Source organism: Amycolatopsis iheyensis (genome assembly GCF_024703995.1).
Taxonomy (GTDB): domain Bacteria; phylum Actinomycetota; class Actinomycetes; order Mycobacteriales; family Pseudonocardiaceae; genus Amycolatopsis; species Amycolatopsis iheyensis.
In genome coordinates, this window is the sequence record NZ_JAMXQV010000004.1 from 295,518 (window position 1) to 320,581 (window position 25,064).

Genomic DNA, 25,064 nt, shown 5'->3' on the forward strand with positions numbered 1-25,064 from the left:
GGCAGGCAAGCGAAAGCCGCCGTTGTCATCCTCGCGCGCCTGACTTTCGCGGTGCTCGCCGGCAGCGGCCGGCCCGCGACGATCAGGCTCTCGCCCCTCCACTTTGCGCTCCCCCTCCAGCAAACGATTTCTGCGCGCGGCGGCAGGACGCGGGACAGGAGATCTCGGTGGATCCTCGGGCTGAGGAGTGCGTGTTCCCGCACCGATTCAGCCCACCCCAGTGGCCAGCGGAAAAGAGGCCGCACCCGGCAGCACTCCATCGCCGTCCGGCGACAGGGCCCTCCCCGTCTGACGCCGTGATCAGCTCGAACAAGATCGAGCTTAGCCACGATGATCACGATCCTGCAACCGCGACGATCGCCAAGTCGCCCGATTCGCCCAGTACGATCGACCCGGCAGTGTGCCCCCGCCTGCGGAATGATCGCCGCCGTTGGGCCGAACGAGTCAACCGGCCGAAAAGCGGTCATTCTCCGTCACGGACCGAAAAGCACGGCCGTTTCCCTCAGCCTTGGAAGTCGCGCTGCAGGGTGTTCGTCATGTCGGTGACCATGGCCTGGACGTTGTCGAGGGTCGCCGGCTGGATCAGGGCCGCTTCGGTGCCGCCGTCCGCGATCGACAAGCCCAGCACCACGTTGCCCGTGCGGACCGCCGCCCACTGCTCGGAGAACCCCGACTCGTCGCCGACGCCGGTGGCGAGGCGGACGCCAGAGTGGTCGCCGAGCGCGTCGGTCATCAGCTGGGTCGCCTTCGCGGCCGCGTTGCCGGTGTCGGAGTCGGTGTACCGCACGACGGCGATCGTGACGAGCCGGTAGTCCTGCAGGTTCGGCTTGCCGCCGCCGAGGTCGCGGGCGAAGACGCGCTTGCAGTCGGTGACGTCGTTGTCGTCGCTGGAGCGGTCTTCGGGCACGACCTTGGCCGCGGCGGTCTTCACCGAACCGGCCGGGACTTCGACGGTCCCGGGGGCGAGCTGGGCGAGGGTGTTCGGCCCGGGCAGCTTGCAGGCGTCGATGGCTTCGGGGTAGTTCACCACACCCGGCCCCGACTGGCAGGCCGCCACCAGAACGGCGGGAGCGAGCACCCACAGAACCCGCCGGCCGCGGGTGAGGCTGAAACGCATGTGGTCCGGACTTTCCGTATTTCTGGAAATTGCTTTTCCGGGTCGTCACCGGTCCGGTGATCCTTTTCCGGTCCGTCGCGCGGTCCTGCCGACGACAGTTCTCGCACACTGCCCCACCAGGGCGGCAGCGTCAAGACCAGTCACCCGCGTGGTCCGCCGTGGTCCGGTCGGCGGAAAACACTTTTGCGACGCGTTGCGGAAATTCTTCGCACAATTTCCGGAATCCGGCGGAAAGTCCGGAGACGCTCAGTTCACGCAGACGACCCCGCCGGAGGTGATCGGCTCGTCGCCGGCGGCCGGGGCGCCGCCGCCGCCCGCCGCGCCAGGACCGGAGTACACCGTTCCGAGCACCACCTCGATGTGCCCCGCCGGCACCGACGACGACTCCTGGGTCGTCAACCCGCCCAGCAGCTTCGCGACTTCCCCGCCCTGCCGCGCGAGGTCGGGACCGAAGCGGACGAGGGACGTGCGGCGCGAGCCGGTGTTCCCGGTCGTCACCTTGGCGAACCCGTGCTCCCCCAGCACCCCGGCCACCCGGCCGGCGAGCCCGGTCTTCGGGCCCGCGTTGGCGACGTCGACGGTGACCGCCGCCGCGGGCGAAGACGCGGGGGCGGACGCGGGCGCGGACGGGGCCGCCGCCGGCCCGATGAGGCTCGCGGCGAACGCCTTCACCGCGGCCGGGTCGACCTGCACCGCCGTGGCCCGCGGGTTGGCCGGGTCGTACCGGTAGTCGCGGTTGACGACCGGAATCGTCTCGAACTGGATCCCGCCGCCGCTGACCCCGCGCATCTGCGCGACGAAGTCGAGGAGGTTCCACGACGAGTCGAGCACCACCGACCGCTTGACGGCGTCGATCAGGTCCGACAGCTTGCCCGGGTCGGCGATCGTGCCGGCCGACATCACCTGCCGCGCCAGCCCGGCGAGGAACACCTGCTGCCGCCGGACGCGGTCGAAGTCGCCGCCCCGGAGGTTGTCGCGCTGGCGGACGAAGGCCAGCGCGTCGGCGCCCTGGATCTTCTGCGGCCCGGCCGGGAAGTCCGCCCCCGAGTTGCGGTCTTTGGTGGCCTCGTTGAGGCAGACGTCGACGCCGCCGATCGCCTTGCTGATCTCGGAGAAGCTGAGCAGGTTGACCTCGGCGTAGTGGTCGATCTTGACCCCGGTGAGGTCCTCGACCGCCTGCCGCGTCGCGCGGCGCGCCGCGGTGAGCGCGCCCTGGTCGATCTTCGCCTTGTCGGTCTCCCCGGCGTCGCGCAGCCGCTTCGCCTCGCCGGCCTTCCCGCGCCCGAACGCGGCGTTGATCTTGCCCTTCCCGCCGGGCATCGAGACGTAGCTGTCACGCGGGACGGAGAACGCTTTCACCGCTTTCGTCCCGTTCGGGATGCGCAGGACGATCAGGGTGTCGGTGAGGTCGTCGCCGTTGGGCCCGACGCGCAGCTCCCGCAGCAGGTCCGGGGAGAGCGGCCGGCCCTGCGGGTCGGTGCGCGCGTCCCGCCCGACCAGCAGGATGTCGAGTGAGCCGTCGGCCGGCTGCTCCCCCGGCTGCGCGTCGTCCTCGCCGTCGATCACGCTGTCGCGCGTCACGTCGTCGAGCGCGCGAAGGTTCGCGTAGCCGTACGCCGTGCCGCCGAAGACGACCAGAGCCAGCCCGGCGATGATGATCTTCCCCAGTGCGTGCACGCCCTACCGACGCCTTCGGGCCCGCGCCCGCTGCACGGGTGAGGCAGGTCACATCCGCAGGTGCGAGGCGCCGTTGAGGTCGAGGATCGCGCCGGACGCCCAGGTCGCCTCCGCCGAAGCCAGGTACACCACGGCCGCGGCGACCTCCTCGGGCGTGCCGACCCGCCCGAACGGGCTCTGCGCCAGCAGGGCGTCGTCGATCCGGTCGGCGACGCGCTCGGTGGCGGTGAACCCGGGCGCGACGGACGTCACCGCGATCCCGTGCGGCGCCAGCGAAACCGCCAGCGACTGCCCGAACGCGTGCAACGCGGCTTTGCTCGCGCCGTAGGCCGGGTGGTCGGGCTCGCCGCGGAACGCGCCGCGCGAGCCGATGTTGACGATCCGGCCCGGCGCGCCCCGCTCGATCAGGTGCCGCGCCACGCAGTAGCTGAGGTTCGCCGCGCCGACGAGGTTGACGTCGAGGGTGCGCCGCCAGATCCGCTGCCAGTCCGCATAGGACACCGAGGCGACCGGGTGCGCGGTCTCGGGCGAGGTCGCGACGGCGGCGTTGTTGACGAGCACGCCGACACCGGCCAGCCCGGCTTCGGCCTCCTCGGCGATCCGGCGTGCCTCCTCCGGGTCGGCGAGATCACCACCGACCAGCAGGTGGCCTTCGCCGGGCAACGCGGCGAGCGTCTCCTCGGCGTCGGCGGCGCGGTGTCCGTAGTGGACGGCCACCCGGTGCCCGCCTGCCGCGAAGGCTAGCGCGACCGCCCGGCCGATCCCACGGGAGGCGCCGGTGACGAGAACTCCGCTCACGGTGATCCTTTCCCTCGACGTCCGGTCATGATCGCACGGACGGCGCAGCCCACTGGCCGGAGCGGAGCAGCATCCACCACAGCAGGGCGAACTCGATCTTCGCCCGCTCCCCGCCCCGGCGCGGGCGTCCCCAGGCTCGCCGCGACCGGATTCCGTTACCACACTGGGGATTTCTCATGGCTCGGTTCGCCAGGACCGAGGCGGCGCGCCCCACTCACCTCAGCCGAAGAGCTGCACCAGCTTCAGGAACAGCTGGTACACGCCGTAGGCGAAGGGCAGCACGACCCACGCCCAGGCCAGCACGATCAGCGGCACCCGGTTGGGCTTCGTCGCGGGCTGCTCGGTCATCACGCCTCACTCCTCGCGGCCGTGCCCGAAGCGACGGGCTCGTGGAACTTCTCCTTGACCGGCCGGACCAGTTCGTTGGCCACGAAGCCGACCACGAGCAGGCCGATCATGATGTAGAAGGACAGCTCGTAGAGCGCCGGCCCGGACTTGCCCGCCGCCTTCTCGCTGTCGGCGATCCGGTTGACGATCAGCGGGCCGAGCACGCCGGCCACCGACCACGCGGTGAGCAGCCGGCCGTGGATCGCGCCGACCTGGTAGGTGCCGAAGAGGTCCTTCAGGTACGCCGGGACGGTCGCGAACCCGCCGCCGTAGAAGGACAGGATCACCATGGCGCACAGGATGAACACGACCTTCGACGAGTTGTCCGTCAGCGCGATCACCAGGTACAGCACCGCGCCGACGCCGAGGTAGGTGCGGTAGATGTTCTTGCGGCCGACCAGGTCCGAAGTGGACGACCAGACGAACCGGCCGAGCATGTTGCACAGCGACAGCAGCGCCACGAACCCGGCCGCCGCGGCCGTGCCGACCGGCGTCGAGGTGTTCTTGAAGAAGTCCACGATCATCGGGGAGGCCTTCTCCAGGATCCCGATGCCCGCGGTGACGTTGAAGCACAGCACGACCCACAGCAGCCAGAACTGCGGTGTCTTGATGGCGTTGGCCGCCGAGACGTTCGCCGTCGTGATCATCGCCGCGCCGTGGTCGGTCTTCGGCTCCCAGCCGGCGGGCTTCCAGTCGTCGGCCGGGACCCGCACGAGCAGCCAGCCCATCGACATGAACGCCGCGTAGACCACGCCGTGGACGAGGAACGCCGTCGCGATGGTGCCGGCGGTCGGCGCGGTGCCGAGCATCGAGGACGACCACGGCGAGGCGATCAGCGCGCCGCCGCCGAAGCCCATGATCGCGATGCCGGTGGCCATGCCCGGCCGGTCCGGGAACCACTTGATCAGCGTGGACACCGGCGAGATGTAGCCGATGCCGAGCCCGATGCCGCCGATCCCGCCGTAGCCGAGCACCACCAGCCAGAACTGGCCGGTCGCGACGCCGAGGGCGGAGATGAGGAACCCGCTGGCGAAGCAGCACATCGACACGAACATCGCCCAGCGCGGGCCGTTCTTCTCGACGAGCGTGCCGCCGAAGGCGGCGGACAGGCCGAGCATGACGATGCCCAGCTGGAACGGCAGCGAGCTTTCCGTGCCGTTCAGGTCCATCGTCTTCTCGAGCGGGGTCTTGAAGACGCTCCACGCGTAGGCCTGCCCGATCGACAGGTGTACCGACAGGGCCGCCGGCGGCACCAGCCAGCGTGTCCAGCCTGGGGGTGCCACGATCCGGGAACGGTCCAGGAAGCCGAGAGCCATCGGATCCCTCCGTAGAGTGGGGATGATGGAGGGAATGTATTACTAAATACCCGGTGTTGCACTATGCGAGTGTCAAACTTTCCGGTGGAGGAGGACGTGGACCGATGGGCAAGGTGACCGTGCGCAGGCCGGTGCGGCGGATCTCCGCGACCGGCGACCGGCGGCGTCCCGACGCGCTCGCCGCCGAAGAGCCCTTGGAGCTGCGGGTCGGCGGGAAGGCGCTGGCGGTCACGATGCGCACGCCGGGCCACGACGTCGAGCTGGCCCACGGCTTCCTGTTGTCGGAGGGCGTGATCGGCGGCCGCGAAGACGTGGCCGTCGCCCGCTACTGCGACGGCGTCGACGACCAGGGCCGCAACACCTACAACGTGCTCGACGTCGCGCTGGCGCCGGGCGTGCCGCCACCGGACACCGGAGTCGAGCGGAACTTCTACACCACCTCCTCGTGTGGTGTCTGCGGCAAGGCCGCGCTCGACGCGGTCAAGCTCAAGACCCGGTTCTCCCCCGCCACGGCGGAGTTCGCGGTGAAGAGCGAGACCCTGGCCGGCCTGCCCGACACCCTGCGCACCCGCCAGAAGGTGTTCGCCAGCACCGGCGGCCTCCACGCGGCCGGGCTGTTCACCCCGGACGGCGAGCTCGCGGTCGTCCGCGAAGACGTCGGGCGGCACAACGCGGTCGACAAGGTGCTGGGCTGGGCGGTGCTCGAAGACCGGGTGCCCGCGCCCGGCTACGGCCTGCTGGTGTCCGGCCGGGCGTCGTTCGAGCTGGTCCAGAAGGCGGCGATGGCCGGCATCGGGCTGCTCGCGGCGGTGTCGGCGCCGTCCTCGCTGGCGGTCGAGCTGGCGGAGGAGAACGGCATGACGCTGGTCGGCTTCCTGCGCGGCGAGTCGATGAACCTCTACACCGGCGACCACCGCGTGCTCGTCTAGGCGGACTCGACCCAGTTGCCGTGGAAGCCGTTGGGCACGCGGTCCGGCAGGTGGATCGCGGCCACGGTCTCCAGCGTGCCCGCGTCCAGCAGGGTGAGTTCGCTGCGCTGCGTCGCCGGGTCGTGGACGAAGCCCATCAGGACACCGTCGTCCTCCGCCGCGTCCTCGTGGCACGGGACGAACACGAACTCGCCGGGCTGGCGGCCCGCGCCGAACGCGCGCTCCTCGCTCGACCCCGTGTGGAAGTCGTGCTTGAGCAGCGCGCCGCCGGGGCCCGCGCCGCCGTCGACCGCCACCGCGTAGCCGTAGCGGTGTCGCCGGCCGACGAGCCGCTCGTCGACGCGCGGGAACTCCTGACCGCGGTCGTCGAGCCGCTCCTCCACGACCTTGCCCGCCGGCAGATCCACGGTCCAGCGGTCCAGGGTCGGGCTGCCCTCGTCCGGGCCGTGCAGCTCGCGGTCGAACATCTTCGGGTGGCGCACGACCTCCAGGACGATGCTGTCGCCGTCGTCGTAGGCGTTGAGCGGGTGGAAGACGTAGCAGGGTTCGACGTCGAACCAGCGGACGTCGCCGTTGCCGCCTTCGCGCGGCATCACGCCGACGCGGGCCGGGTACTTCGGGTCCCAGCGGTAGGGCAGGCCGCTGTTCGGGCCGAACTTGCGGGCCATCATCGCGGTGACCGGGTCGGGCACGCGCACCTTGCCGACCATCGCCGAGACCACCAGCTTCGCCGGCGTCCGCAGCGCGCTCGGCACGCCGGTGGCGACCGCCATCCCGGCGTTGAACGTGACCGGCAGGTCGTAGAACACGACGTGCTTCTCCGTCAGCGAGAAGTCGTGCATCATCGGCGAACCGGCGACCTCGACGTCGACCGTGCGCCGGACGCGGCCCTCGGCGTCGATCACCGAGTACTGGACCTTGTTGCCCATGCCGAAGAAGTAGGACACGGCGTGCAGCTCGCCGGTGCGCGGGTCGCGCTTCGGGTGCGCGGTGTACCCGCCGGGGAGGGTGCCGTCGAAGTCGCAGCGGCCGACGGTGTCGAGCTCGTCGGTGAGCTCGTAGATCGGGGCGCCGGCTTCGACGAGCGCGATGGTCTTGCCGGCGTGGCCGATCACGTTCGTGTTGGCGCCGAGGGTTTCCATCCCGCAGAACCGGCTCGGGTCCTGACCGGCCAGGGTCGCGGCGACGGCGGGGTTGCGGACCCAGCGGTTGCGGTACCACTCGGCCTTGCCGTCGCGCAGGCGCACGCCGTGGACCATGCCGTCACCCATGAACCAGTGGTAGGCGGCCGGGTCGACCTCGGACAGCGGGTTGGGGCCGTTGCGCAGGTAGCGGCCGTCGAGGAAGTCCGGGATCCGGCCGGTGACCGAGAGCTCCGTGACGGTGTGCTCACGGCTCACCGGGGCGAAGTTGCCCTCGAGGAACTTGTTGCCCATGACTACCCTTCCGAAGCCGCTATAACTCGGTTATAGATCCATTTATAACAGGGTTATGAGATACTGGCAAGCATGAGCCCGAAACCGCGCGCGAACGACGTCAAGGAGCGGCTCGTCGAAGCCGCCATCCGGCTGCTCGACGACGGCGGCCCGGAGACCCTGCAGGCCCGGAAGCTGGCGGCGGAGGTCGGCGTCTCGACGATGGCGGTGTACACGCACTTCGGGGGCATGGCCGCGGTCGTCGACGAGGTGGCGCGTGCGGGGTTCCTGCGCCTGTCGGCGGCGCTGGCCGGCGTCGGCGAGAGCGCCGATCCGGTGGCCGACATCTTCAGCCTGGCCCGGACCTACCGGCAGACCGTCGCCGAGCAGCCGAACCTCTACGCGGTGACGTTCGGCCAGTCCGCGCCCGGCGGCAAGCGCGCGACGCTGTCGGACCTGACCACCGAGGAAGGCCGCGAGGCCGCCCAGGAGGGACTGGAGGCCTTCGAGCACATCGTGCGCGCGGCCGAGCGGGCCATCGAGGCGGGCCGGTTCCGGCCGGCGGACAAGTACCAGGCGGCCGCGCAGCTGTGGAGTGCGCTGCACGGCTTCGTCACGCTGGAGGCGTCGGGTCACTTCGGGCCCGGCGAGCAGGGGATCGAGCACATTTTGATACCCCTCGGCATCACCCTCGCGGTCGGTCTCGGGGACACTGTGGACAGGGCGGAACGCTCGACCGAGGCCGCGAAGGCGGCTTGGCGGGCGAAAACCCGAAACGCCGGGCAGGGTGAGAACGACTAACCGGGCGAAGCGGGACGTGAGGGGAACGCGGAGCGGGTGCGCGGCGTCCCAGTAGTGGGCAGGCGGGGACGGAGACAGGTGAACGAGGAAAACGGGGAGGCCGCCCCTTCCGGCGGCGAGCCCCAGGCCACGGCCGGGGGGCAGGCGGCCGTGGAAGCGGCGGTCCGGGACGCGCGGCGGTGGATCGGCCGCCGGTCCGTGCTGATCGCGGGCGCGTCCGGGCTGGCGGTGACCGGCCTGGCGGTCGGCACCGCGACCGGCAAGCTGCCCTTCAGCCAGGCCCTGCAGCGGACGCTGGGCGTGACGTCGTCGAACCCGACGACGCAGCTGGGCAGCACGCGCGTCGAGCGCGTCTACTCACAGGCCCGCGGCCGGATGGTCGACTTGGTGTTCCTGCTGCCGTCGAAGACCCCGCCGAAGGGGCTGCCGATGTCGCTGATGCTGCACGGCCTGCACGGCAACGCCCGCAGCGCGGCCCCGACCGGCACGCTCAAGCAGCTCTCCAGCGACGTCGCCCGCAAGGCGGTCCCGGCGTTCGGTTTCGTGGCCGTCGACGGCGGCGACAACTACTGGCACCAGGTCCACCCGGGCGACGACCCGATGGCGATGCTGCTGGAAGAGGTTCCGCAGTGGCTGAAGGCCCGCGGCTTCGCCGGCGACACGGGCCAGCCGTTCGCGTGCACGGGCGTGTCGATGGGCGGCTTCGGCGCGCTGGTGTACACGCGCCGCCGCGTCGAGCGGCGCCAGCCGCCGTCCGCGGTCGCGACGCTGGCCCCGGCGCTGATCCTGTCGTGGCAGGAGATGGCCAAGCGGCACATCTTCACGGGTCTGAACGACTGGACGGCCCTCGACCCGCTGCGGCACATCGACGAGACGAAGAGCGTCCCGAACGCCATCTGGTGCGGCACGGAGGACTCGTTCATCACGGGCGTCCGCCGCTACATCGACGCGGCTCACCCGGCCGTGGCCCACACGGCCCACGGCAAGCACGGCGACCCGTTCAACCGGACGGTGGTGCCGAGCTTGGTCAGCTTCCTCGGCAAGCACGTCCCCCGCAAGGACTGACCCGGAGGGTCGGCTCGCGTACCCCACGGGTCGGCTCGCGAGCCGACCGTCCAGGTACGCGAGCCGACTCCCCGGGAACGCGAGCCGACCGTCCTGGTACGCCTCAGCAGTGGAAGTGGACCCGGGTGGTCGTGCGGCCCGGGACCCAGTACGTGCGGACCAGGTCCGCCACCCGGTTCACCAGCAGCAACCCGCGCCCGCCCAGCGTCGCCGCCGGAGGTGGGACGCGGCCGGCCAGGGGTTCGGTGATCGTGCCCGCGTCCGTCACCTCCGCGACCACCAGGCGCTCCTCCGCCCACAGCCGCAGCACTCCCGCGCCGCCGCCGTAGAGGACGCTGTTCGTCGTCAGCTCGGCGATCGCCAGCGCGAAGTCGTCGCGGCGGGGGCGGCGCAGGCCGTGGCGGGCCGCCCAGATCTCCGCGAAGCCGCGCAACGACGCCAGCTGCGCCAGGTCGAACCCGCGCTCGACCGCGGCGGGCGGCGGCACCAGCGGCCGCGTGAAGTCCGCGCGGGCGCGGTCCGGGTCGAAGCGGGGGCTGACGAACGGCCCGAACGGGCCCCAGACCTCGGTGTGGGTGCGCTCGGCGTCGGCCAGCTTGTCCGGCGGCAGCTCGGCGGCGTCGTAGGGACACAGGACAGCCACGTCCAGGTCCGCGAAAGCCTGGTTGACGAGCGCTTCGTGCAGCACGCACGCCGGGTACTCGGCGGCGCTGCGCCCGGCCCAGACCGGCTCCCCCACGATCCGGACCGGGCCCGGGTGCTCCGCCGCGAAGGCCAGCACCGACGGCAGGATCGCCCCGGGGTTGCGGCCGGCCCGGCACATGTCGATCAGCCGGACCGCGCCGGCCCGGTCGTCCAGGGCCTTCTCGACGAGCAGGAGGTTCCGCCCGGGCACCGCGACGGCCACCGGCTCACCCCGGTCCAGGCCTTCGAGCAGGAACGGAACGACGCCGTGGAGATACTCAGCGTCACCACGGTAGAACAACGCCGGATGCCGGAACGGTCTGAGGGCATCCACCACAGCAGGTTCCTACCCCACGGCGCGCGACCTCAAACGGGCCGAAGGGCCGGACTTCACTCCACCCAGCGGCCGACGACCGAGATCAGCCAGAAGCCGACCATCGTCGCGAGGGCGAACAGCAGCACCCAGTTGAACAGCTGACGCCGGTCGGTCACCCCGCGCGCCTGCCACAGCCCGTACCCGCCCACGAGGAACAACGGCACGGGGATCAACGGCAACGGCGACAGCCGGGCCACGACGGCCACCACGCACGTGCCGGTGCACACCGCGAGCACGCCCATCAGCACCCGGTTGAGCCACGGGTAGGAGTCGAAAACGGACGCGATCACGCGCTCGCTCAGCTCCCGGAACCCGAGGACCGGCCCGACGAGCACCGGGACGGCCGGGTCGGGCACCGGGGCCGGCGGCGCTTGCACGCCGCCGGCGGGGGCGTCGCCCCCGGAACCCGGGATAGAGTCAGCAGTCATTCAGCTTTCCTGTCGGGTCTCCGGGCCGGGTGGCCCGGAGACGTCCGCGTCAGGCCGACTTCTCGCCGCGCTCGCTGCGCGCGCGTCGCGTCGGCTGCCGGGCGACGATCGTCGGGTTCACGTTCTCCCGGACGGTCTGCTCGGTGATCACGACCTTCGCCACGTCGTCGCGGCTCGGGATGTCGTACATCACCGGCTGGAGCACTTCTTCCATGATCGCACGCAGGCCGCGGGCGCCGGTGCCCCGCAGGACCGCCTGGTCCGCGATGGCCTCGAGCGCGGTCTTGGTGAACTCGAGCTCGACGTTGTCCATCTCGAAGAGCTTCTTGTACTGCTTCACCAGGGCGTTGCGCGGCTGGGTGAGGATGTTGACCAGCGAGTCCTTGTCCAGGTGGTTCACCGTCGCCACGACCGGGAGGCGGCCGATGAACTCCGGGATCAGCCCGAACTTGATCAGGTCCTCGGGCATGGTGTCGGAGAAGACGTCGCTCTCCTCGATCTCGGTCTTGGTGCGGATCTCCGCGCCGAAGCCGAGGCCACGCTTGCCGACCCGCTCGTTGATGATCTTCTCCAGCCCGGCGAACGCGCCGGCCACGATGAACAGCACGTTCGTCGTGTCGATCTGGATGAACTCCTGGTGCGGGTGCTTGCGGCCGCCCTGCGGCGGCACCGAGGCGGTGGTGCCCTCGAGGATCTTCAGCAGCGCCTGCTGGACGCCCTCACCGGACACGTCGCGGGTGATCGACGGGTTTTCGCTCTTCCGGGCGATCTTGTCGACTTCGTCGATGTAGATGATCCCGGTCTCGGCCCGCTTGACGTCGTAGTCCGCCGCCTGGATGAGCTTGAGCAGGATGTTCTCGACGTCCTCGCCGACGTACCCGGCTTCGGTCAGCGCCGTGGCGTCCGCGATGGCGAACGGCACGTTCAGCAGCTTGGCCAGGGTCTGCGCGAGGTAGGTCTTGCCGCACCCGGTGGGACCGAGCATCAGGATGTTCGACTTGGCGAGCTCGACCGACTCCTCCTTGGAGTCCTTCGGCCCGGCCTTGTCGTCCGCCTGGATCCGCTTGTAGTGGTTGTAGACCGCTACCGCGAGGGTCCGCTTGGCGTCTTCCTGACCGATGATGTACTGCTCGAGGAACTCGTGGATGTCGGCGGGCTTGGGCAGCTCGTCGAGCTTCACGTCGCCGGCCTCGGCCAGCTCCTCCTCGATGATCTCATTGCAGAGGTCGATGCACTCATCGCAGATGTAGACCCCGGGGCCGGCAATGAGCTTCTTCACCTGCTTCTGGCTCTTCCCGCAGAAAGAACACTTCAGCAGGTCTCCGCCGTCACCGATCCGTGCCATGGCCTGTGACCTCGTCCCCTCCGGCGCGGGTTTCCGCGCCTGACTGTGTTGCGACGGTGCGGCCCCCGATCACCCGTGTCGCGAGCGGGGGCCTCACGCATTGCCACTGACGGTACCCGTCCGACGCCGTGAGCGGGAACACCCACGGGTGGCCGGAGCACGTCAGAGGACGACCCTAAACCAGGTTGCCGGTGTATGTCGTCTTCTCGACACACACCGGCCTGGCGGATCTACAGCGCCGACGCCTTCCGGTACGGCAGCACCTCGTCGATGATGCCGTACGCCTTGGCGTCCTCGGCCGTGAGGATCTTGTCGCGCTCGATGTCGGCGCGGACCTCGTCCGGGTCCTTGTTCGTGTGCTTCGCCAGGATGACCTCCATCTGGCGCCGCATCCGCTGGATCTCGTTCGCCTGGATCTCCAGGTCGGACACCTGGCCGTACGTGCCCTCGGTGGCCGGCTGGTGGATCAGCACGCGCGCGTTCGGCAGCGCGAAGCGCTTGCCCGGGTTGCCGGCGGCGAGCAGCACCGCGGCGGCCGAGGCGGCCTGGCCGAGGCAGACCGTCTGGATGTCGGGCCGGATGTACTGCGCGGTGTCGTAGATCGCCATCAGCGAGGTGAACGAGCCACCCGGCGAGTTGATGTAGATCGTGATGTCGCGGTCCGGGTCCTCGTGTTCGAGGTGCAGCATCTGGGCCATCACGTCGTTGGCCGACGCGTCGTCCACCTGCACGCCGAGGAAGATGATCCGCTCCTCGTACAGCTTGTTGTACGGGTTCGACTCCTTGACGCCGTAGCTGGTGCGCTCGACGTACGACGGCAGGATGTACCGCGACTGGGGGATGCTCGGGGCCCGGAACTCACCCGGGAGCCTGAAGTTGCTCATCGAAAGTCTCCTTGGTGGCTCTGACTCAGCGGGGGCCCCTGCTCGGGCGTGTGCTGCGTCACGTCTGCCTGCCTTTTCGCCGGCGGCGACCCGGTGCCGGCGGCCGCCGCTGTCGTTCAGATGCTTTGAGATCTTGTATCCGACCCTAACGAACTTGGGCGGTGCAGAATGCCTGACACCGCCCAAGTTCGCTCACAGCTTCACTCCGCCGGAGTCTTGGCCGTTTCGTCGGTGACCTGCGTCTCCTGGCCTGCCTCGTCGGCGGCCGGCTCGTCCGAGCCGAACAGCTCCGTGAGGTCGACCTCGGCACCCGAGCCGTCGGTCACGGTGGCCTTGCGGACCACCGAGGCGAGCGCCTTGCCGCGGCGGACGTCGGCGTAGATCGCGGTCAGCTGACCCGACTGCTGGGCGCGCTGGACGTACTCGTCCGGGCTGATGCCGAAGCGCTGGGCCTGGTAGATGATCCGCTCGGTGAGCTCGCCGTCGTTGACCGAGACCTCTTCCTTGTCGGCGATGGTGTCCAGCAGCAGCTGCGTGCGGACGGCCTTCTCCGACTCGGTGCGCGTCTCGGCGTCGAACTCCTCGAGCGTGCGGCCTTCGGCCTCGAGGGCCTGCGCGAACTGGGCCTCGTCGTGGTCGAACGGGTGGATCGCGTCGTGCTTGCGGTTCTCGATCTCGCCTTCGAGGACCTTCTCCGGGATCGGCACCTCGGTGCGCTCCAGGAGCTCGTCGAGCACCTTGTCACGGGCCTGGACGCCCTGCTGCATCTTCTTGACGCGGCCGAGGCGCTCGCGGAGGTCGCCCTTCAGCTCGTCGATCGTGTCGAACTCGCTGGCCATCTGGGCGAACTCGTCGTCGGCCTCGGGCAGCTCGCGCTGCTTGACCGACTGGACGGTCACGGTCACCTCGGCGTCCTTGCCGGCGTGGTCGCCGGCGACGAGCTGGGTGGTGAACGTCTTCGTCTCGCCGGCGTTCGCGCCGACGATGGCCTCGTCGATGCCGTCGACGAGCTGGCCGGAGCCGATCTCGTAGGACAGCCCGCTGGTGGCGGCCTCCTCGACGGCCTCGCCGTCGACGGTCGCGGCCAGGTCGATGGAAACGAAGTCGCCGGTCTCGGCCGGGCGCTCGACGCCGGTGAGCGTGCCGAAGCGGGCGCGCAGCTCGTCGAGCTGCTCGTCGACCTCGGCGTCGGTCAGCTCGACGTCGTCGACGGTGACCGTGAAGCCGTCCAGCTCGGGCAGCTCGATCTCCGGGCGGACGTCGACCTCGGCGGTGAACTCCAGGACGTCGCGGTCTTCGAGCTTGGTCACGTCGAACTCGGGGTTGCCGAGCGTGCGGACCTCGTTCTCGCGAACGGCCTCGATGTACTTGGCCGGGATGGCCTCGTTGACGACCTCGTCGAGCACCGGGCCTCGCCCGATCCGGCTTTCCAGGACGCGAGCGGGCGCCTTGCCGGGCCGGAAGCCCGGGATGCGCACCTGCTGGGCGATCTTGCGGTAGGCGCGGTCGAAGTTCGGCTTGAGCTCGTCGAACGGCACCTCGACATTGATCTTGACTCGCGTCGGGCTGAGCTGCTCGACGGTGCTCTTCAAGGTCTTCTCCTCGAGCGGTAACGATTGTGTTGGACAATCCTGCGGAAATGGCCCCGGCCACCTGCGGACCGGGACATCCGAGTCTAGGCCAGTGGCCCGCGCCACCGGGCCGGGGGCCACCTGCGGCGTCACCGGCCGAGCATGCGGCCGATCACCCAGCGCATCTGACCGCTCGCGTGCTCGGCCGAGCCGCTCGGCTGCACCAGGTGCGACAGCAGCAGCCGCATCCACGCCTCGACCGCCACCGCCCACTCCGACGCGGCCAGCGGGACCTCCGGGTAGGCACGCGCGAACACCGCCGCGACCGCGTCCACCGCCCGGCCGAGGACCGCTTCGGGCTGGGAGGTGAGCAGCGGGAGGAAGTCGTCGCGGCCGCCCTGGGCGCCGCCGAGCGCGATCTCCAGCAGCGGGTTGCCGCGCGCGGCTTCGAGCGTGTGGCGGAACGCCTCGGTGACGCCGTCGACCGGCCGGGCCGGGTGCGCGGCGACGTCGGCGCTCACCCGGGCCACGAACCGGTCGGTCTCGCAGAGCATCAGCGCCTTGGCGAGCTCGGCCTTGGAGCCCAGTTCGTTGTAGACGGTCTGCCTGCTCACCCCGACCTGCGCGGCGAGCTTGCCCATGGTCACCGCGGCCCAGCCGTCCGTGCGGATGACCTCGGCCGCCGCGGCCAGCAGCTTCTCCCGGGTCCGCGCCGGCGCCGGGTGGGTGACCGCCTTCACACGGCGAGCTTACCCGCCGGTTCTGTTCCGCTGGCCGACACCTTTTTTCGGAGCCTGCCGTAACGTTTACAACCGCCGATGAGTTGTCTACGGTGACTCCCGCCTGGCCAGCAGCTTCTCGACCGAGGAGACGCCCTCGATGACCGCCGCCGTCACGCAGCCGATCGGGTCCGCCACCGTGGCGGCGCCCGCGTCCGGGCTGGTGCGCGCCCGCGCGGTGCCCGCACCCCGGATCCCGCTGCCCGCCGTCTCGCTGCCGGCGCTGACGCTGTTCGCCGGTGGGCTGGCCGTGTGGGGCGCCTCGACCTGGCTGCTGCTCGCCGGGCTGGTGCCGGCCGTCGTGACCGTCCTGCTGAACACGGCCGTCACGTTCGCGATGTACACGGTGGTGCACGAGTCGGCGCACCACTGCGCCGGGAAGCTGACCTGGGTCAACGAGGTGCTCGGGCGGCTCGCCGTCCCGTTCGTCGCGGCGTACGCGTCGTTCCCGTCGCTGCGGTTCGTCCACGGCGAGCACCACCGCCACACGAACGCGGCGGGCCACACCGACCCCGACGCCTGGACGTCGCGCGGCCCGCGCTGGCAGCTCCCGCTGCGCTGGCTGACCCTCGACTTCTCCTACGCGCGCTGCTACTTCGCCCGGCTGCGGACCCGGCCACCGCAGGAGCTGGCCGAGACGGTCGTGGTGCTGGCCGCGGCCCTGTCGGCGGCGGTGGCGCTGGTCGCCAACGGCCACGGCGTCGAGCTGCTGCTGGTGTACGTGCTGCCGCAACGGCTGGGGCTGGGCCTGCTCGCCTGGGCGTTCGGCTGGCTGCCGCACCACGGCCTGCCCGCCGCGGCCACGTGCGGCGGCCGGTTCGGCACCACCCGCGTCCGCATCGGCCTCGAACGGCTGCTGACCCCGGCGCTGCTGGCCCAGAACCTGCACCTGGTGCACCACCTGCACCCGGCCGTGCCGTTCCACCGCTACCGGCGGGTCTGGCTGGAGAACCGCGAGGCCTACCTGGCCCGTGACGTCCCGATCAGCACCGCCTGGGGGCGGGACCTGACGGCGGAGGAGTACCGGATGGCGGTCGGACTCGAAGTCACCCCCGAGGTCACCGTGCCCGCGCCCGCCCCGCCGCCGCTCGGGCCGAGCCGCTTCCACCGGCTGCGGGTGCGGGAGATCAGCGCGTTGACCGCGGACGCCGTCGCGCTCACCTTCTACGTCCCGCCGCAGCTGGCGGCGGAGTTCCGGTTCACCCCGGGCCAGCACGTCGCGGTCCGCGCCGTGCTCGACGGGCAGCCGGTGCGCCGCACGTACTCGATCTGCGCGCCGGCGGACTCCGGGGAGCTGCGGATCGCGGTGAAACGGCGTCCGGGCGGGGCGTTCTCCGGCTTCGCGACCACGACGCTGGCCGCCGGCGACTTCCTCGACGTGCTGCCGCCGTCCGGAGGGTTCACGCTCACACCGGACCCGGCCCGGACCGCCCACTACGTCGCCATGGCCGCCGGCAGCGGCATCACGCCGGTGCTGTCCATCCTGGTCAGCGCGCTGTCCGCGGAGCCGCACAGCCGCGCGACCCTGTTGTACGTCAACACTTCCGGCGCGACGACGCTCTTCGCGCGCGAGCTGAGCGCACTCGCCGAAGGCTTCGGCGGCCGGCTGCACGTGGTGCACTACCGCACCGACGAGCGCGACCCCGACCTGCACACCCACCGCCCCCGGCAGTTCGACACGATCGGCGAGGCCCTCGCCATTTCGCACGAGCGGTACCAGCGCGGCCGGCTCGACGGGACGCGCCTGCGCGCGCTGCTGCAGGGCCGCCTGCACCCGGCGAAGGTCGACGAGTGGTTCCTGTGCGGGCCGCGCGGGCTGATGGACCTGGTGCGCCGCACCCTGGCCGACGCGGACGTCCCGGAGGAGAACGTCCACTTCGAACTGTTCCGCGGCGCGGCGCCCCTGCGCGACCCGGCGGGCCTCGCCGCCCGGGTGGCGGTGACGCTGGGCGGCGCGTCGACGTCGGTGGCGGCGGGCCCCGGCGAGACGGTGCTGGACGCGGCTCTGCGGGCCGGGCTCGAGGTGCCGTACTCGTGCACGGGCGGCGCGTGCGGCACGTGCCAGGCGACGCTGCTGCACGGCCAGGTCGACATGGACGTCCGCTACGCGCTCACGGAGGACGACGCGGCGTCGTGCCGCATCCTGACCTGCCGGGCCCGCGCGACAACCCCGGAGGTAGCGGTCGACTACGACCGCCGCTGACCCACGCCCCAAGCGCCCCAATGTGGCCTTCGGTGCGTCAGACGCACCCAATGTGGCCTTCGGTGCGTCTGACGCAACCAAGGCCACATTGGGGCGCTTGAAACCCGAGGGGTCAGCCGGTGGGCGGGGTGCCCTGGCCGCCGCCCGGCAGCTGGCCCTGGCCGGGGCCGGACTCGCCGTCGGTGACCGACGTCGCCGTCGCCGTGTCGCCGGATTCCGTCGCCACCACCGTCACCGTGTCGCCCGTCGCCAGGCCCGTCGCCTGGGCCGAGGTGATCGTGTACGTCTTCGAGAACCCGTCGTCGCTCTTCGCCGTCAGGGACGTCGCGCTCAACGCGGTCACCTCGCCGGTCTGGGTGAGTTTCGTGACGTAGCCGCCGTTTCCGTCCGAGGCCACGTACTCGCCGTGCAGCGCGGCAGCCAAGCCGCCGGAGCCGCCCGGGCCGCCCGTCATGCCGCCGCCCGGGCCCGCCTGGGTGTCCGTCGCCGCGGACGACGACGACGAAGCCGCCCAGATCGCCGCTCCCCCACCGGCCACGATCGCCACCGCGACGGCGCCCGCCGCGATCTTCTTGCCCGGGGACCAGCCCGGCTTCGACGGCGTGCCCGGCGCGGGCGCCGCACCCCACGTCTGGTCCGAAGTGGACGGTGCCTGCGGTGTGGTCATCGTGGTCTCCTTGAAAAGGTGCTTCGGTGCGATCCACGGTGGAGCCGCTCACTGTGCGCGGACTGTGCCTGCCGTCAGCCGTTCCTGTGACCGGAGGAATCGGGCAACGCGCCACGGGCCGGTCACCCCACAGGCGCCTCACAGGCAGCACACAACCCGCACACACGGCGCGGACGGACGCTGGCTCCATGGCCGCGCGAACCGCTTCGTCGTCCCCCAGCCGGGGGCGGCTTTCGCTGCGCGCGAAGCTGACCGGCTCGATGGTCGTGCTGCTCACCGTGGTGTGCCTGATCGTCGGCGTGGTCAGCGAGTTCGCGCTCGACATCTTCCTCACCCGCCAGATCGACCAGCAGCTCTCGGCCGCGGCCGGCCGCTCGCTCGGCTTCGCGAGCAACGCCCACCCGCCGGACGCGGGCCAGCAGCCCGAGGGGCAGGCGGGCGAGCACCCGCTCGGGCAGAACGTCGGCACGGTGAGCGGCACCTTCTCCGGGCAGCGGCTCGTCCACGACGACAGCATTTCCGAGCACGGCGACCGGTTGCAGCTCACCGCGGCCCAGCAGGCCGTCATGCTGTCGGTGCCCACCGACGGCAAGCCGCACGCGGTGTCCTTCGACGACCTCGGCGACTACCGCCTGATGGCGCTGACCGTCCCCGGGACGTCCACGGTCGTGGTCACCGGCCTGCCGATGAAGCCGGTCACCGACACGCTGCCGACCGTCGGGCTGATCCTGTTCGGCGTCGCCGCCGCGGGTGTGCTCGGCGTGGCCTTCCTCGGCGCGTTCGCGGTCCGCCGCACGCTGCGCCCGCTCGACCGCGTCGCGGCGACGGCCGGCCGGGTCACCGAGCTGCCGCTCGACCGCGGCCAGGTGGCGCTGTCCATCCGCGTGCCCGAGTCCGACACCGACCCGCGGACGGAGGTCGGCCAGGTCGGCTCGGCGCTGAACCTCATGCTCGGCCACGTCGCCCAAGCCCTGGAAGCCCGGCACGACAGCGAAATCCGCGTGCGCCAGTTCGTCGCGGACGCCAGCCACGAGCTGCGGACGCCACTGGCCGCGATCCGCGGGTACGCCGAGCTGGCCGCCCGCGGCAGCGCGCTGGTGCCGCCCGACGTCGCGCATTCGATGGGCCGGATCCAGTCCGAGGCCGTCCGGATGAGCGCGCTCGTCGAGGACCTGCTGCTGCTCGCCCGGCTCGACGCGGGCCGCCCGCTCGACGTCCGCGACCTCGACCTCACCCGGCTGGTCGCCGACGCCGTCGGCGACGCCCAGGTCGCCGGGCGCGAGCACCGGTGGCTCCTCGAGCTGCCGCCGGACCCGGTGCTCGTGTTCGGCGACGTCCAGCGGCTGCACCAGGTGCTGGCCAACCTGCTCGCCAACGCCCGCACGCACACGCCGCCGGGCACCACGGTGGTGACCGCGCTCGGCCGCTCGGCGGACGGCAGCGCGGTGCTCACGATCACCGACAACGGCCCCGGCATCGCGCCGGACCTGCTGCCGGACGTCTTCGAGCGGTTCGCCCGCGGCGACTCCTCGCGCTCCCGCACGGCCGGCAGCACCGGGCTCGGGCTGGCGATCGCCTGCGCGGTCGTGGTGGCTCACCACGGCACGATCGAGGTGCACAGCCGCCCCGGCCGCACGGAGTTCGAGGTGCGGCTGCCGGTAGCCGTGCCCGCACAGCGAGTGCACAGCATCGGCACAACGTTGCCCCAGCTGGAGACCGGAAGCTGAGCGCATGACCGTTCTCGCATCACGCGAACCCGTGGTGACTCCGTCCCAACCCGCCCGCCGAACCTGGCACCGACCTGCCTTGGTCGTCCTCCTGCTCGGCACCGCGGTGCTCTACCTCTGGGGCCTCGGCGCCTCGGGCTGGGCCAACGCGTTCTACTCGGCCGCGGCGCAGGCGGGTTCGCAGAGCTGGAAGGCGCTGTTCTTCGGCTCGAGCGACGCCGCGAACGCGATCACCGTCGACAAGACCCCGGCCGCGCTGTGGGTGATGGGCCTGTCGGCGCGCCTGTTCGGGGTCAACGCGTGGAGCGTCCTGGTCCCGCAGGCGCTGATGGGCGTCGGCTCGGTCTGGCTGCTGCACGCGACGGTCAAGCGGACGTCCGGCCCGGCCGCCGGGCTGGTCGCCGGCCTCGTGCTGGCGCTGACCCCGGCCGCGGCGCTGATGTTCCGGTTCAACAACCCGGACGCGCTGCTCGTGCTGCTGCTGGTCGCCGGCGCGTACTGCGTGGTGCGGGCGATCGAGAAGGCGAGCCCGCGCTGGCTGGCGCTGGCCGCCGTCGCGGTCGGGTTCGGCTTCCTGGCCAAGATGCTGCAGGCGTTCCTGGTGCTCCCGGCGTTCGCGGTGGCCTACCTCGTCGCCGCGCCGGTCTCGCTCGGCAAGCGGCTGCTGCACCTGCTCGGCGCGCTGGCCGCGACGATCGCGGCGGCGGGCTGGTACCTCCTGGTCGTCGCGCTGTGGCCGGTGGCCGACCGGCCCTTCATCGGCGGGTCCCAGACGAACTCGCTGTGGGAGCTCGTCTTCGGCTACAACGGCTTCGGCCGGATCACCGGCGACGAGGTCGGCAGCGTCGGCGGCGGAGGTCGAGGCAACGGCGGCGGCTGGGGCTCGACCGGCCTGACCCGGCTGTTCGGCAGCGAGATGGCGGGCGGAATCGCCTGGCTGATCCCCGCGGCGCTGCTCGCGCTCGGCGCCGGGCTGTGGTTCACGCGCCGGGCGCCGCGGACGGACCGGTCGCGGGCGGCCCTGCTGCTGTGGGGCGGCTGGCTGCTGGTGACGGCGCTGGTGTTCAGCTACATGGGCGGGATCATCCACCCGTACTACACCGTGGCGCTGGCCCCGGCGATCGCCGCACTGGTCGGCACGGCGGCGGTCCAGCTGTGGCGGCTGCGCGCGAACCCGGCGGCGGCCGGGCTCCTCAGCGGCGGCGTCGCGCTGACGGCGTTGACGACGTACCTGCTGCTGACGGACTCCTCGTGGCAGCCGTGGCTGGCCCCGGCGGTGCTGGTCGGCGGGCTGCTGGCGGCGGTCGCGTTGTTCTTCGCCGCGCACCTGACGCGCTGGGCCGCCCGCGCGGTGGCCGCGTTCGCACTGGTGGTGTTGCTGGCGGGCACCGGCGCGTACGCACTGGCAACGGCCGCGACGACCCACAGCGGCGCAATCCCGTCGGCCGGCCCGACGTCAGGCTTCGGCGGCGGCCGCGGCCCCGGCGGTTTCGGCGGCGGTCCGGGCGGCGGCCGCGGCGGCGGCCCGGGGTCCCTGCTGAGCACGACACTGCCGGGCGCGCAGCTCACGGCGTTGCTGAAGCAGGACGCTTCCCGCTACACCTGGACAGCGGCAACCGTCCTGTCCAACTCGGCCGCCGGTTACCAGCTGGCGAGCGGCGCCCCGGTGATGGCGGTGGGCGGCTTCAACGGAACGGACCCGTACCCGACGCTGGCGCAGTTCCAGCAGTACGTCGCGAGCGGCGCGATCCACTACTTCCTCGGCGAAGGCATGACGATGCAGGGCTCGACCGGCTCGGACGCGGCCCAGCAGATCGCCGAGTGGGTGGCCGCACACTACCCGTCATCGACGATCAACGGAGTGACGGTCTACGACCTGGCCCGCTGAGAGAAAAGCGACAAAAACTGGGTCCCAACCTTATGACCTGGTCAACTCCGGCTCGCCTCCGGCACACTGGAAGTACCCGGCGGATGGGAGCGCCCGTTGATGACCGACCTCGGTATCCGGCCGGCCAGCTACGCGGACCTCGCTGCGCTTGTCGGCACGCTGGGAAATCGTGCCTACTTCGTGGAGCGCTACCTCCGCCAGGAAAACGGGCTGGGCGTCTTGTTCACGGCCTGGCTGGGCGACATTCCCGTCGGCGTCATCTATCTGTGGCTCGAACAGGCCGAAGAACCGGAGATCGCCGCCTGCCTGCCGTCGGTGCCGCTGCTCACCCACATCGAGGTGGTCGCGCCGCTGCGCAGCCGGGGTATCGGCCGCACGATGGTCGGAGCGGCCGAACAGCACCTCGTGGAACGCGGGCACGACAGGGTCGCTCTCGCCGTCCGGACCGACAACCGGCGCGCCGCGCGCCTCTACCGCCGCCTGGGATACCAGGACTGGGGGCATGGCGTGGCGGTTTGCTATGCCGAATCGGTCCGACCCGGCGGCGAGGTCGTCCGGGAACCGGAATGGTGTCACGTTTTTGTCAAAGAACTCGCGGGCGACCTGCTGTGTCCCCGGTCGCCGCAGACCTCGATCGGCAGCCTCGGCCGAGCGTGATTTCAGCCGCTGTGCTGAGCGAGCGAGCCCAGGCCGAGTACGTTGAGCACCTTGTCGAAGTCACCCACCGCGCGGCGATGCTTAGTGGTGAGCAGCCGGCAGTGGCGGCGCCAGTCGGCCCGATCCTGGCGCCAGTCCTGCATGTACTGCACGCAGAGGGCCGGCTCGATCAGCTTGTTGCGGCCGATGGCCGCCTTCAGCGCGTCCACCATGCGTGCGCGCTGCCCGGGTTCGATGATCGCGTCGTGAACCTGCTCGATGGTTTCGTCGATGAGCCGGCGCCGGTCCTTCAGGAACCGGCGCCAGTAGGCCTCGGTGGCTTGGTCGAGTCCGCGTCCCGCATCCAGTAAGCCGAACACACCTTCGGCCAGAGTGTCGCCGAGCTCTTCGGAGCGTGCGCGCCGGGTGTCGCGATAGGGGTCGTAGTCTTCCTGGCGCGCCGTTCCGATCACTCCGGTAGGGCGCAGCCCCTGCTCGCCGAGCAGGAAAAACCAGTCTTCGTTGTAGATGTTGGGAAAGAACGAGTCGAACGCGGAACGTCCGACGGCGAGCGCACCGCCACCTACGAAGGTGTCCTGGGTGCCCCCGGCGTCGCGACGGGCATGACAGACGACCGAATTATCGGGCATGCCGGCATTGTTCAGACCCACCACTGGGAACCGATCCAGCAGACGGGCGGCCCGGCCGAGATCATCAGGCTGCGGCAGCACGATGTCATCGTCCAGATAGACGATCTTTTCCCAGCCCGACAACAGCGCCAGCAGAAGCGCGAGGTTGCGTTTGGAGCTGGTATCCGTGGCGCGGTGGAATCGGTCACCGCGTAACAGGCTGTCCATCCTGAACTCCGGCACCAGGCGCGCGGGAAGCAGCCTGAAGTCCAAGGCGGTCATCTGCACACCGGCTCGTTTGGCGGCCAAGATCGCTTCGGTCGCGCTCGCCCGGACGCTGCACAGCACGATCAGCCGGGTATTCAGCTCTTTGGTGGCGGCGATCGCATGCTTGAGATAAGCGGCAGAGCGGCCATGAGGCACGACGATCGCATCCGGCCGGGCCGGCGCCACCCCGCGCTCATCGAGACTGAAAAGCAGCTCTCGATGAGAGTCATGATGCAGGGATGAGGGTTTGACACCAGGCACCGACACCGGGTTCGTCATAGCGATGGTCATGAGGTGGCCTCCGGCCATTCGTGCAGCCGATCGTCGGACAAGGTCCAGTCGGGCGTCAGACCTTGGCCTTGCACGACCCGTACCCGACTGATGATGCTGAACGACGTCGTCAAGCCGAAGCGGCCCTCGACGTACTCCTGATTGCGATTTCGGAAGCGTTTGTCCGTCAAGGCCCGGACAGCGCCGAGGGTTCCACGACCGTACATACCGTTACATACGGAAACCGTGCGCTCTTGGTTGAACGGGCTCACCCCACGATAGAAGTGCGCGATGTCTTCGACGAGCCGCTTGCCGTCCAAGACCGGCTCGAACGTCTCGAACTGACCATCGCGGCGTACCCGGAATCCGCCTCGCTGCCCCAGGTCATCGTCGCGCAGCACCTGCTCGACCGGGAGCTCGACCCGATCGAGCAGGTCGCGGGTGACGCTGTTCCAGTCCACACCGCCCAGGAGGACGAGGTTCGCTGTGTAGTGGTCGGGCTGCAGCTCTTCGGTCGTGTGGAAGTTGACCTGGTTCTCCGGGTTGACCGCCCGGACATGGCCGAACAATTCGATCAAGGCATCAGGGTCGGCGTAGTTGTACAGAGCCATGAAGTCGGGACTCTCCGGATCCGCATACCCCGGGTTCGCGCGGAGCTCCCGCGGCAGCTCCGCGCAGACGATCGTGATGTCCTGCCCGACCGGAAAGCGCCAAAGGTCACCCAACGAGCCGGCTGCCACTCCGGTGTCGCCGTCACGCAGCCAGAGCAGCTCAGCGAGCAAGCTGGCCCGGTGCGCCTGCTCGGCCTCGGACAGCTCGTGGACCTCGACCAGCCGGATCCGCTCACCGTCGACCGATTTGCGGGTCGCGAAGAAGGTGGCGTAGTCCTCCAGCCGATTGACCGGCGGCGCGACCGGGCGATCCACGTTCTCCCACGACGAGATGAGCGAGACACTGAGTGCCTTGCTCCCACCCAAGGCACGTGCGAGTGCACCCTGGGTGATCTGCGCATCGGACCACTGACGCGTCCGCAGTGTCTTGAGCCGCCGTGCTAGTGCAGGCCGCGACTCGGTTGAAGACACGATTCGCCGCCTTTCAGTGAACTTCAGTCCCGAAGGTGAAGATGCCATTGTACCCACGAATGGCCTAGTCGTGACGCCACCCCCTCTCTATCCACGAACGAAGAGTGCCTACACCCCTGCCAG

General features: G+C 70.7%; 22 protein-coding genes. 7 read left to right on the plus strand and 15 right to left on the minus strand.

What is annotated here, in order from left to right; translation table 11 throughout:
- Positions 1-502: 502 nt before the first annotated feature.
- From M8542_RS11155 to M8542_RS11175, 5 genes are all read right to left on the minus strand, one after another.
- Positions 503-1,117, minus strand: a complete 615-nt coding sequence (locus M8542_RS11155; protein WP_257919998.1) for a hypothetical protein — start codon at positions 1,115-1,117, stop codon at positions 503-505.
- A 246-nt stretch (positions 1,118-1,363) separates the two neighbouring features.
- A complete protein-coding gene (locus tag M8542_RS11160) occupies positions 1,364-2,794 on the minus strand; it encodes an LCP family protein (protein ID WP_257919999.1) in 1,431 nt (476 codons plus the stop codon).
- A gap of 48 nt (positions 2,795-2,842) precedes the next feature.
- Entirely contained in the window at positions 2,843-3,592 is a 750-nt protein-coding gene (locus tag M8542_RS11165) for an SDR family NAD(P)-dependent oxidoreductase (protein ID WP_257920000.1), read from the minus strand.
- A 219-nt stretch (positions 3,593-3,811) separates the two neighbouring features.
- On the minus strand, positions 3,812-3,940 hold the full coding sequence (locus tag M8542_RS11170; RefSeq protein ID WP_257920001.1) for an MFS transporter small subunit: 129 nt from the start codon (positions 3,938-3,940) through the stop codon (positions 3,812-3,814).
- Positions 3,940-5,295 (minus strand): L-lactate MFS transporter, encoded by a 1,356-nt coding sequence (locus tag M8542_RS11175; protein WP_257920002.1) that lies wholly within the window; start codon positions 5,293-5,295, stop codon positions 3,940-3,942. The genes M8542_RS11170 and M8542_RS11175 overlap by 1 nt, the downstream gene beginning before the upstream one ends.
- A gap of 104 nt (positions 5,296-5,399) precedes the next feature.
- Here M8542_RS11175 and fdhD point away from each other — a divergent pair, with 104 nt between their 5' ends.
- Positions 5,400-6,224 carry a formate dehydrogenase accessory sulfurtransferase FdhD gene (gene fdhD, locus M8542_RS11180; protein ID WP_257920003.1) on the plus strand — a complete coding sequence of 275 codons (825 nt, stop codon included), beginning with the start codon at positions 5,400-5,402 and terminating at the stop codon, positions 6,222-6,224.
- Here the strand turns inward: fdhD and M8542_RS11185 are convergent.
- Positions 6,221-7,660 (minus strand): carotenoid oxygenase family protein, encoded by a 1,440-nt coding sequence (locus M8542_RS11185; protein WP_257920004.1) that lies wholly within the window; start codon positions 7,658-7,660, stop codon positions 6,221-6,223. The two genes, fdhD and M8542_RS11185, sit on opposite strands and share 4 nt — an antisense overlap.
- A gap of 72 nt (positions 7,661-7,732) precedes the next feature.
- Between M8542_RS11185 and M8542_RS11190 the strand changes: the two genes are divergently transcribed.
- On the plus strand, positions 7,733-8,440 hold the full coding sequence (locus M8542_RS11190) for a TetR/AcrR family transcriptional regulator (protein ID WP_257920005.1): 708 nt from the start codon (positions 7,733-7,735) through the stop codon (positions 8,438-8,440).
- 78 nt (positions 8,441-8,518) lie between these two features.
- Positions 8,519-9,505: an alpha/beta hydrolase gene (locus M8542_RS11195; RefSeq protein WP_372508516.1), complete on the plus strand. Its 987-nt coding sequence runs from the start codon at positions 8,519-8,521 to the stop codon at positions 9,503-9,505.
- Between the two features lie 103 nt (positions 9,506-9,608).
- Here M8542_RS11195 and M8542_RS11200 read toward each other — a convergent pair whose 3' ends face one another.
- The 6 genes from M8542_RS11200 to M8542_RS11225 form a co-directional block, all read right to left on the minus strand.
- The gene (locus M8542_RS11200) at positions 9,609-10,526 is read right to left on the minus strand and encodes an anti-sigma factor RsbA family regulatory protein (RefSeq protein WP_257920006.1); all 918 of its coding nucleotides are present in this window, start codon (positions 10,524-10,526) and stop codon (positions 9,609-9,611) included.
- A gap of 53 nt (positions 10,527-10,579) precedes the next feature.
- Positions 10,580-10,993 (minus strand): hypothetical protein, encoded by a 414-nt coding sequence (locus M8542_RS11205; protein WP_257920007.1) that lies wholly within the window; start codon positions 10,991-10,993, stop codon positions 10,580-10,582.
- Positions 10,994-11,042: 49 nt separating this feature from the next.
- Positions 11,043-12,338 carry an ATP-dependent Clp protease ATP-binding subunit ClpX gene (clpX, locus tag M8542_RS11210; RefSeq protein ID WP_257920008.1) on the minus strand — a complete coding sequence of 432 codons (1,296 nt, stop codon included), beginning with the start codon at positions 12,336-12,338 and terminating at the stop codon, positions 11,043-11,045.
- A 230-nt stretch (positions 12,339-12,568) separates the two neighbouring features.
- Positions 12,569-13,222: an ATP-dependent Clp protease proteolytic subunit gene (locus M8542_RS11215; protein WP_257920009.1), complete on the minus strand. Its 654-nt coding sequence runs from the start codon at positions 13,220-13,222 to the stop codon at positions 12,569-12,571.
- 200 nt (positions 13,223-13,422) lie between these two features.
- Positions 13,423-14,814, minus strand: coding sequence for a trigger factor (gene tig, locus M8542_RS11220; RefSeq protein WP_257920010.1), 1,392 nt, complete (start codon positions 14,812-14,814; stop codon positions 13,423-13,425).
- Positions 14,815-14,942: 128 nt separating this feature from the next.
- Complete coding sequence (locus M8542_RS11225) at positions 14,943-15,533, minus strand: TetR/AcrR family transcriptional regulator (RefSeq protein WP_257920011.1); 591 nt, start codon at positions 15,531-15,533, stop codon at positions 14,943-14,945.
- Between the two features lie 139 nt (positions 15,534-15,672).
- Between M8542_RS11225 and M8542_RS11230 the strand changes: the two genes are divergently transcribed.
- Positions 15,673-17,775 carry a fatty acid desaturase gene (locus M8542_RS11230; protein ID WP_257920012.1) on the plus strand — a complete coding sequence of 701 codons (2,103 nt, stop codon included), beginning with the start codon at positions 15,673-15,675 and terminating at the stop codon, positions 17,773-17,775.
- Positions 17,776-17,887: 112 nt separating this feature from the next.
- Here M8542_RS11230 and M8542_RS11235 read toward each other — a convergent pair whose 3' ends face one another.
- Positions 17,888-18,442, minus strand: a complete 555-nt coding sequence (locus M8542_RS11235; RefSeq protein ID WP_257920013.1) for a hypothetical protein — start codon at positions 18,440-18,442, stop codon at positions 17,888-17,890.
- A 188-nt stretch (positions 18,443-18,630) separates the two neighbouring features.
- Here M8542_RS11235 and M8542_RS11240 point away from each other — a divergent pair, with 188 nt between their 5' ends.
- The 3 genes from M8542_RS11240 (at position 18,631) to M8542_RS11250 (ending at position 22,714) form a co-directional block, all read left to right on the plus strand.
- Complete coding sequence (locus M8542_RS11240; RefSeq protein ID WP_257920014.1) at positions 18,631-20,169, plus strand: sensor histidine kinase; 1,539 nt, start codon at positions 18,631-18,633, stop codon at positions 20,167-20,169.
- A 4-nt stretch (positions 20,170-20,173) separates the two neighbouring features.
- Complete coding sequence (locus M8542_RS11245; protein ID WP_257920015.1) at positions 20,174-22,057, plus strand: ArnT family glycosyltransferase; 1,884 nt, start codon at positions 20,174-20,176, stop codon at positions 22,055-22,057.
- Positions 22,058-22,156: 99 nt separating this feature from the next.
- Positions 22,157-22,714 carry a GNAT family N-acetyltransferase gene (locus M8542_RS11250; RefSeq protein ID WP_257920016.1) on the plus strand — a complete coding sequence of 186 codons (558 nt, stop codon included), beginning with the start codon at positions 22,157-22,159 and terminating at the stop codon, positions 22,712-22,714.
- A gap of 2 nt (positions 22,715-22,716) precedes the next feature.
- Here M8542_RS11250 and M8542_RS11255 read toward each other — a convergent pair whose 3' ends face one another.
- Positions 22,717-23,880, minus strand: coding sequence for a hypothetical protein (locus tag M8542_RS11255; protein WP_257920017.1), 1,164 nt, complete (start codon positions 23,878-23,880; stop codon positions 22,717-22,719).
- Positions 23,877-24,941 (minus strand): helix-turn-helix domain-containing protein, encoded by a 1,065-nt coding sequence (locus tag M8542_RS11260; RefSeq protein WP_257920018.1) that lies wholly within the window; start codon positions 24,939-24,941, stop codon positions 23,877-23,879. Before M8542_RS11260 ends, M8542_RS11255 begins: the two co-directional genes overlap by 4 nt.
- Positions 24,942-25,064: the final 123 nt, after the last annotated feature.

Coding starts and splice junctions, on each gene's coding strand:
- M8542_RS11155 (WP_257919998.1), bottom strand. CDS start 1,117: ATGCGTTTCAGCCTCACCCGCGGCCGGCGGGTTCTGTGGGTGCTCGCT.
- M8542_RS11170 (WP_257920001.1), bottom strand. CDS start 3,940: ATGACCGAGCAGCCCGCGACGAAGCCCAACCGGGTGCCGCTGATCGTG.
- M8542_RS11175 (WP_257920002.1), bottom strand. CDS start 5,295: ATGGCTCTCGGCTTCCTGGACCGTTCCCGGATCGTGGCACCCCCAGGC.
- fdhD (WP_257920003.1), top strand. CDS start 5,400: ATGGGCAAGGTGACCGTGCGCAGGCCGGTGCGGCGGATCTCCGCGACC.
- M8542_RS11185 (WP_257920004.1), bottom strand. CDS start 7,660: ATGGGCAACAAGTTCCTCGAGGGCAACTTCGCCCCGGTGAGCCGTGAG.
- M8542_RS11190 (WP_257920005.1), top strand. CDS start 7,733: ATGAGCCCGAAACCGCGCGCGAACGACGTCAAGGAGCGGCTCGTCGAA.
- M8542_RS11205 (WP_257920007.1), bottom strand. CDS start 10,993: ATGACTGCTGACTCTATCCCGGGTTCCGGGGGCGACGCCCCCGCCGGC.
- clpX (WP_257920008.1), bottom strand. CDS start 12,338: ATGGCACGGATCGGTGACGGCGGAGACCTGCTGAAGTGTTCTTTCTGC.
- M8542_RS11215 (WP_257920009.1), bottom strand. CDS start 13,222: ATGAGCAACTTCAGGCTCCCGGGTGAGTTCCGGGCCCCGAGCATCCCC.
- M8542_RS11230 (WP_257920012.1), top strand. CDS start 15,673: ATGACCGCCGCCGTCACGCAGCCGATCGGGTCCGCCACCGTGGCGGCG.
- M8542_RS11235 (WP_257920013.1), bottom strand. CDS start 18,442: ATGACCACACCGCAGGCACCGTCCACTTCGGACCAGACGTGGGGTGCG.
- M8542_RS11240 (WP_257920014.1), top strand. CDS start 18,631: ATGGCCGCGCGAACCGCTTCGTCGTCCCCCAGCCGGGGGCGGCTTTCG.
- M8542_RS11245 (WP_257920015.1), top strand. CDS start 20,174: ATGACCGTTCTCGCATCACGCGAACCCGTGGTGACTCCGTCCCAACCC.
- M8542_RS11250 (WP_257920016.1), top strand. CDS start 22,157: ATGACCGACCTCGGTATCCGGCCGGCCAGCTACGCGGACCTCGCTGCG.
- M8542_RS11255 (WP_257920017.1), bottom strand. CDS start 23,880: ATGACCATCGCTATGACGAACCCGGTGTCGGTGCCTGGTGTCAAACCC.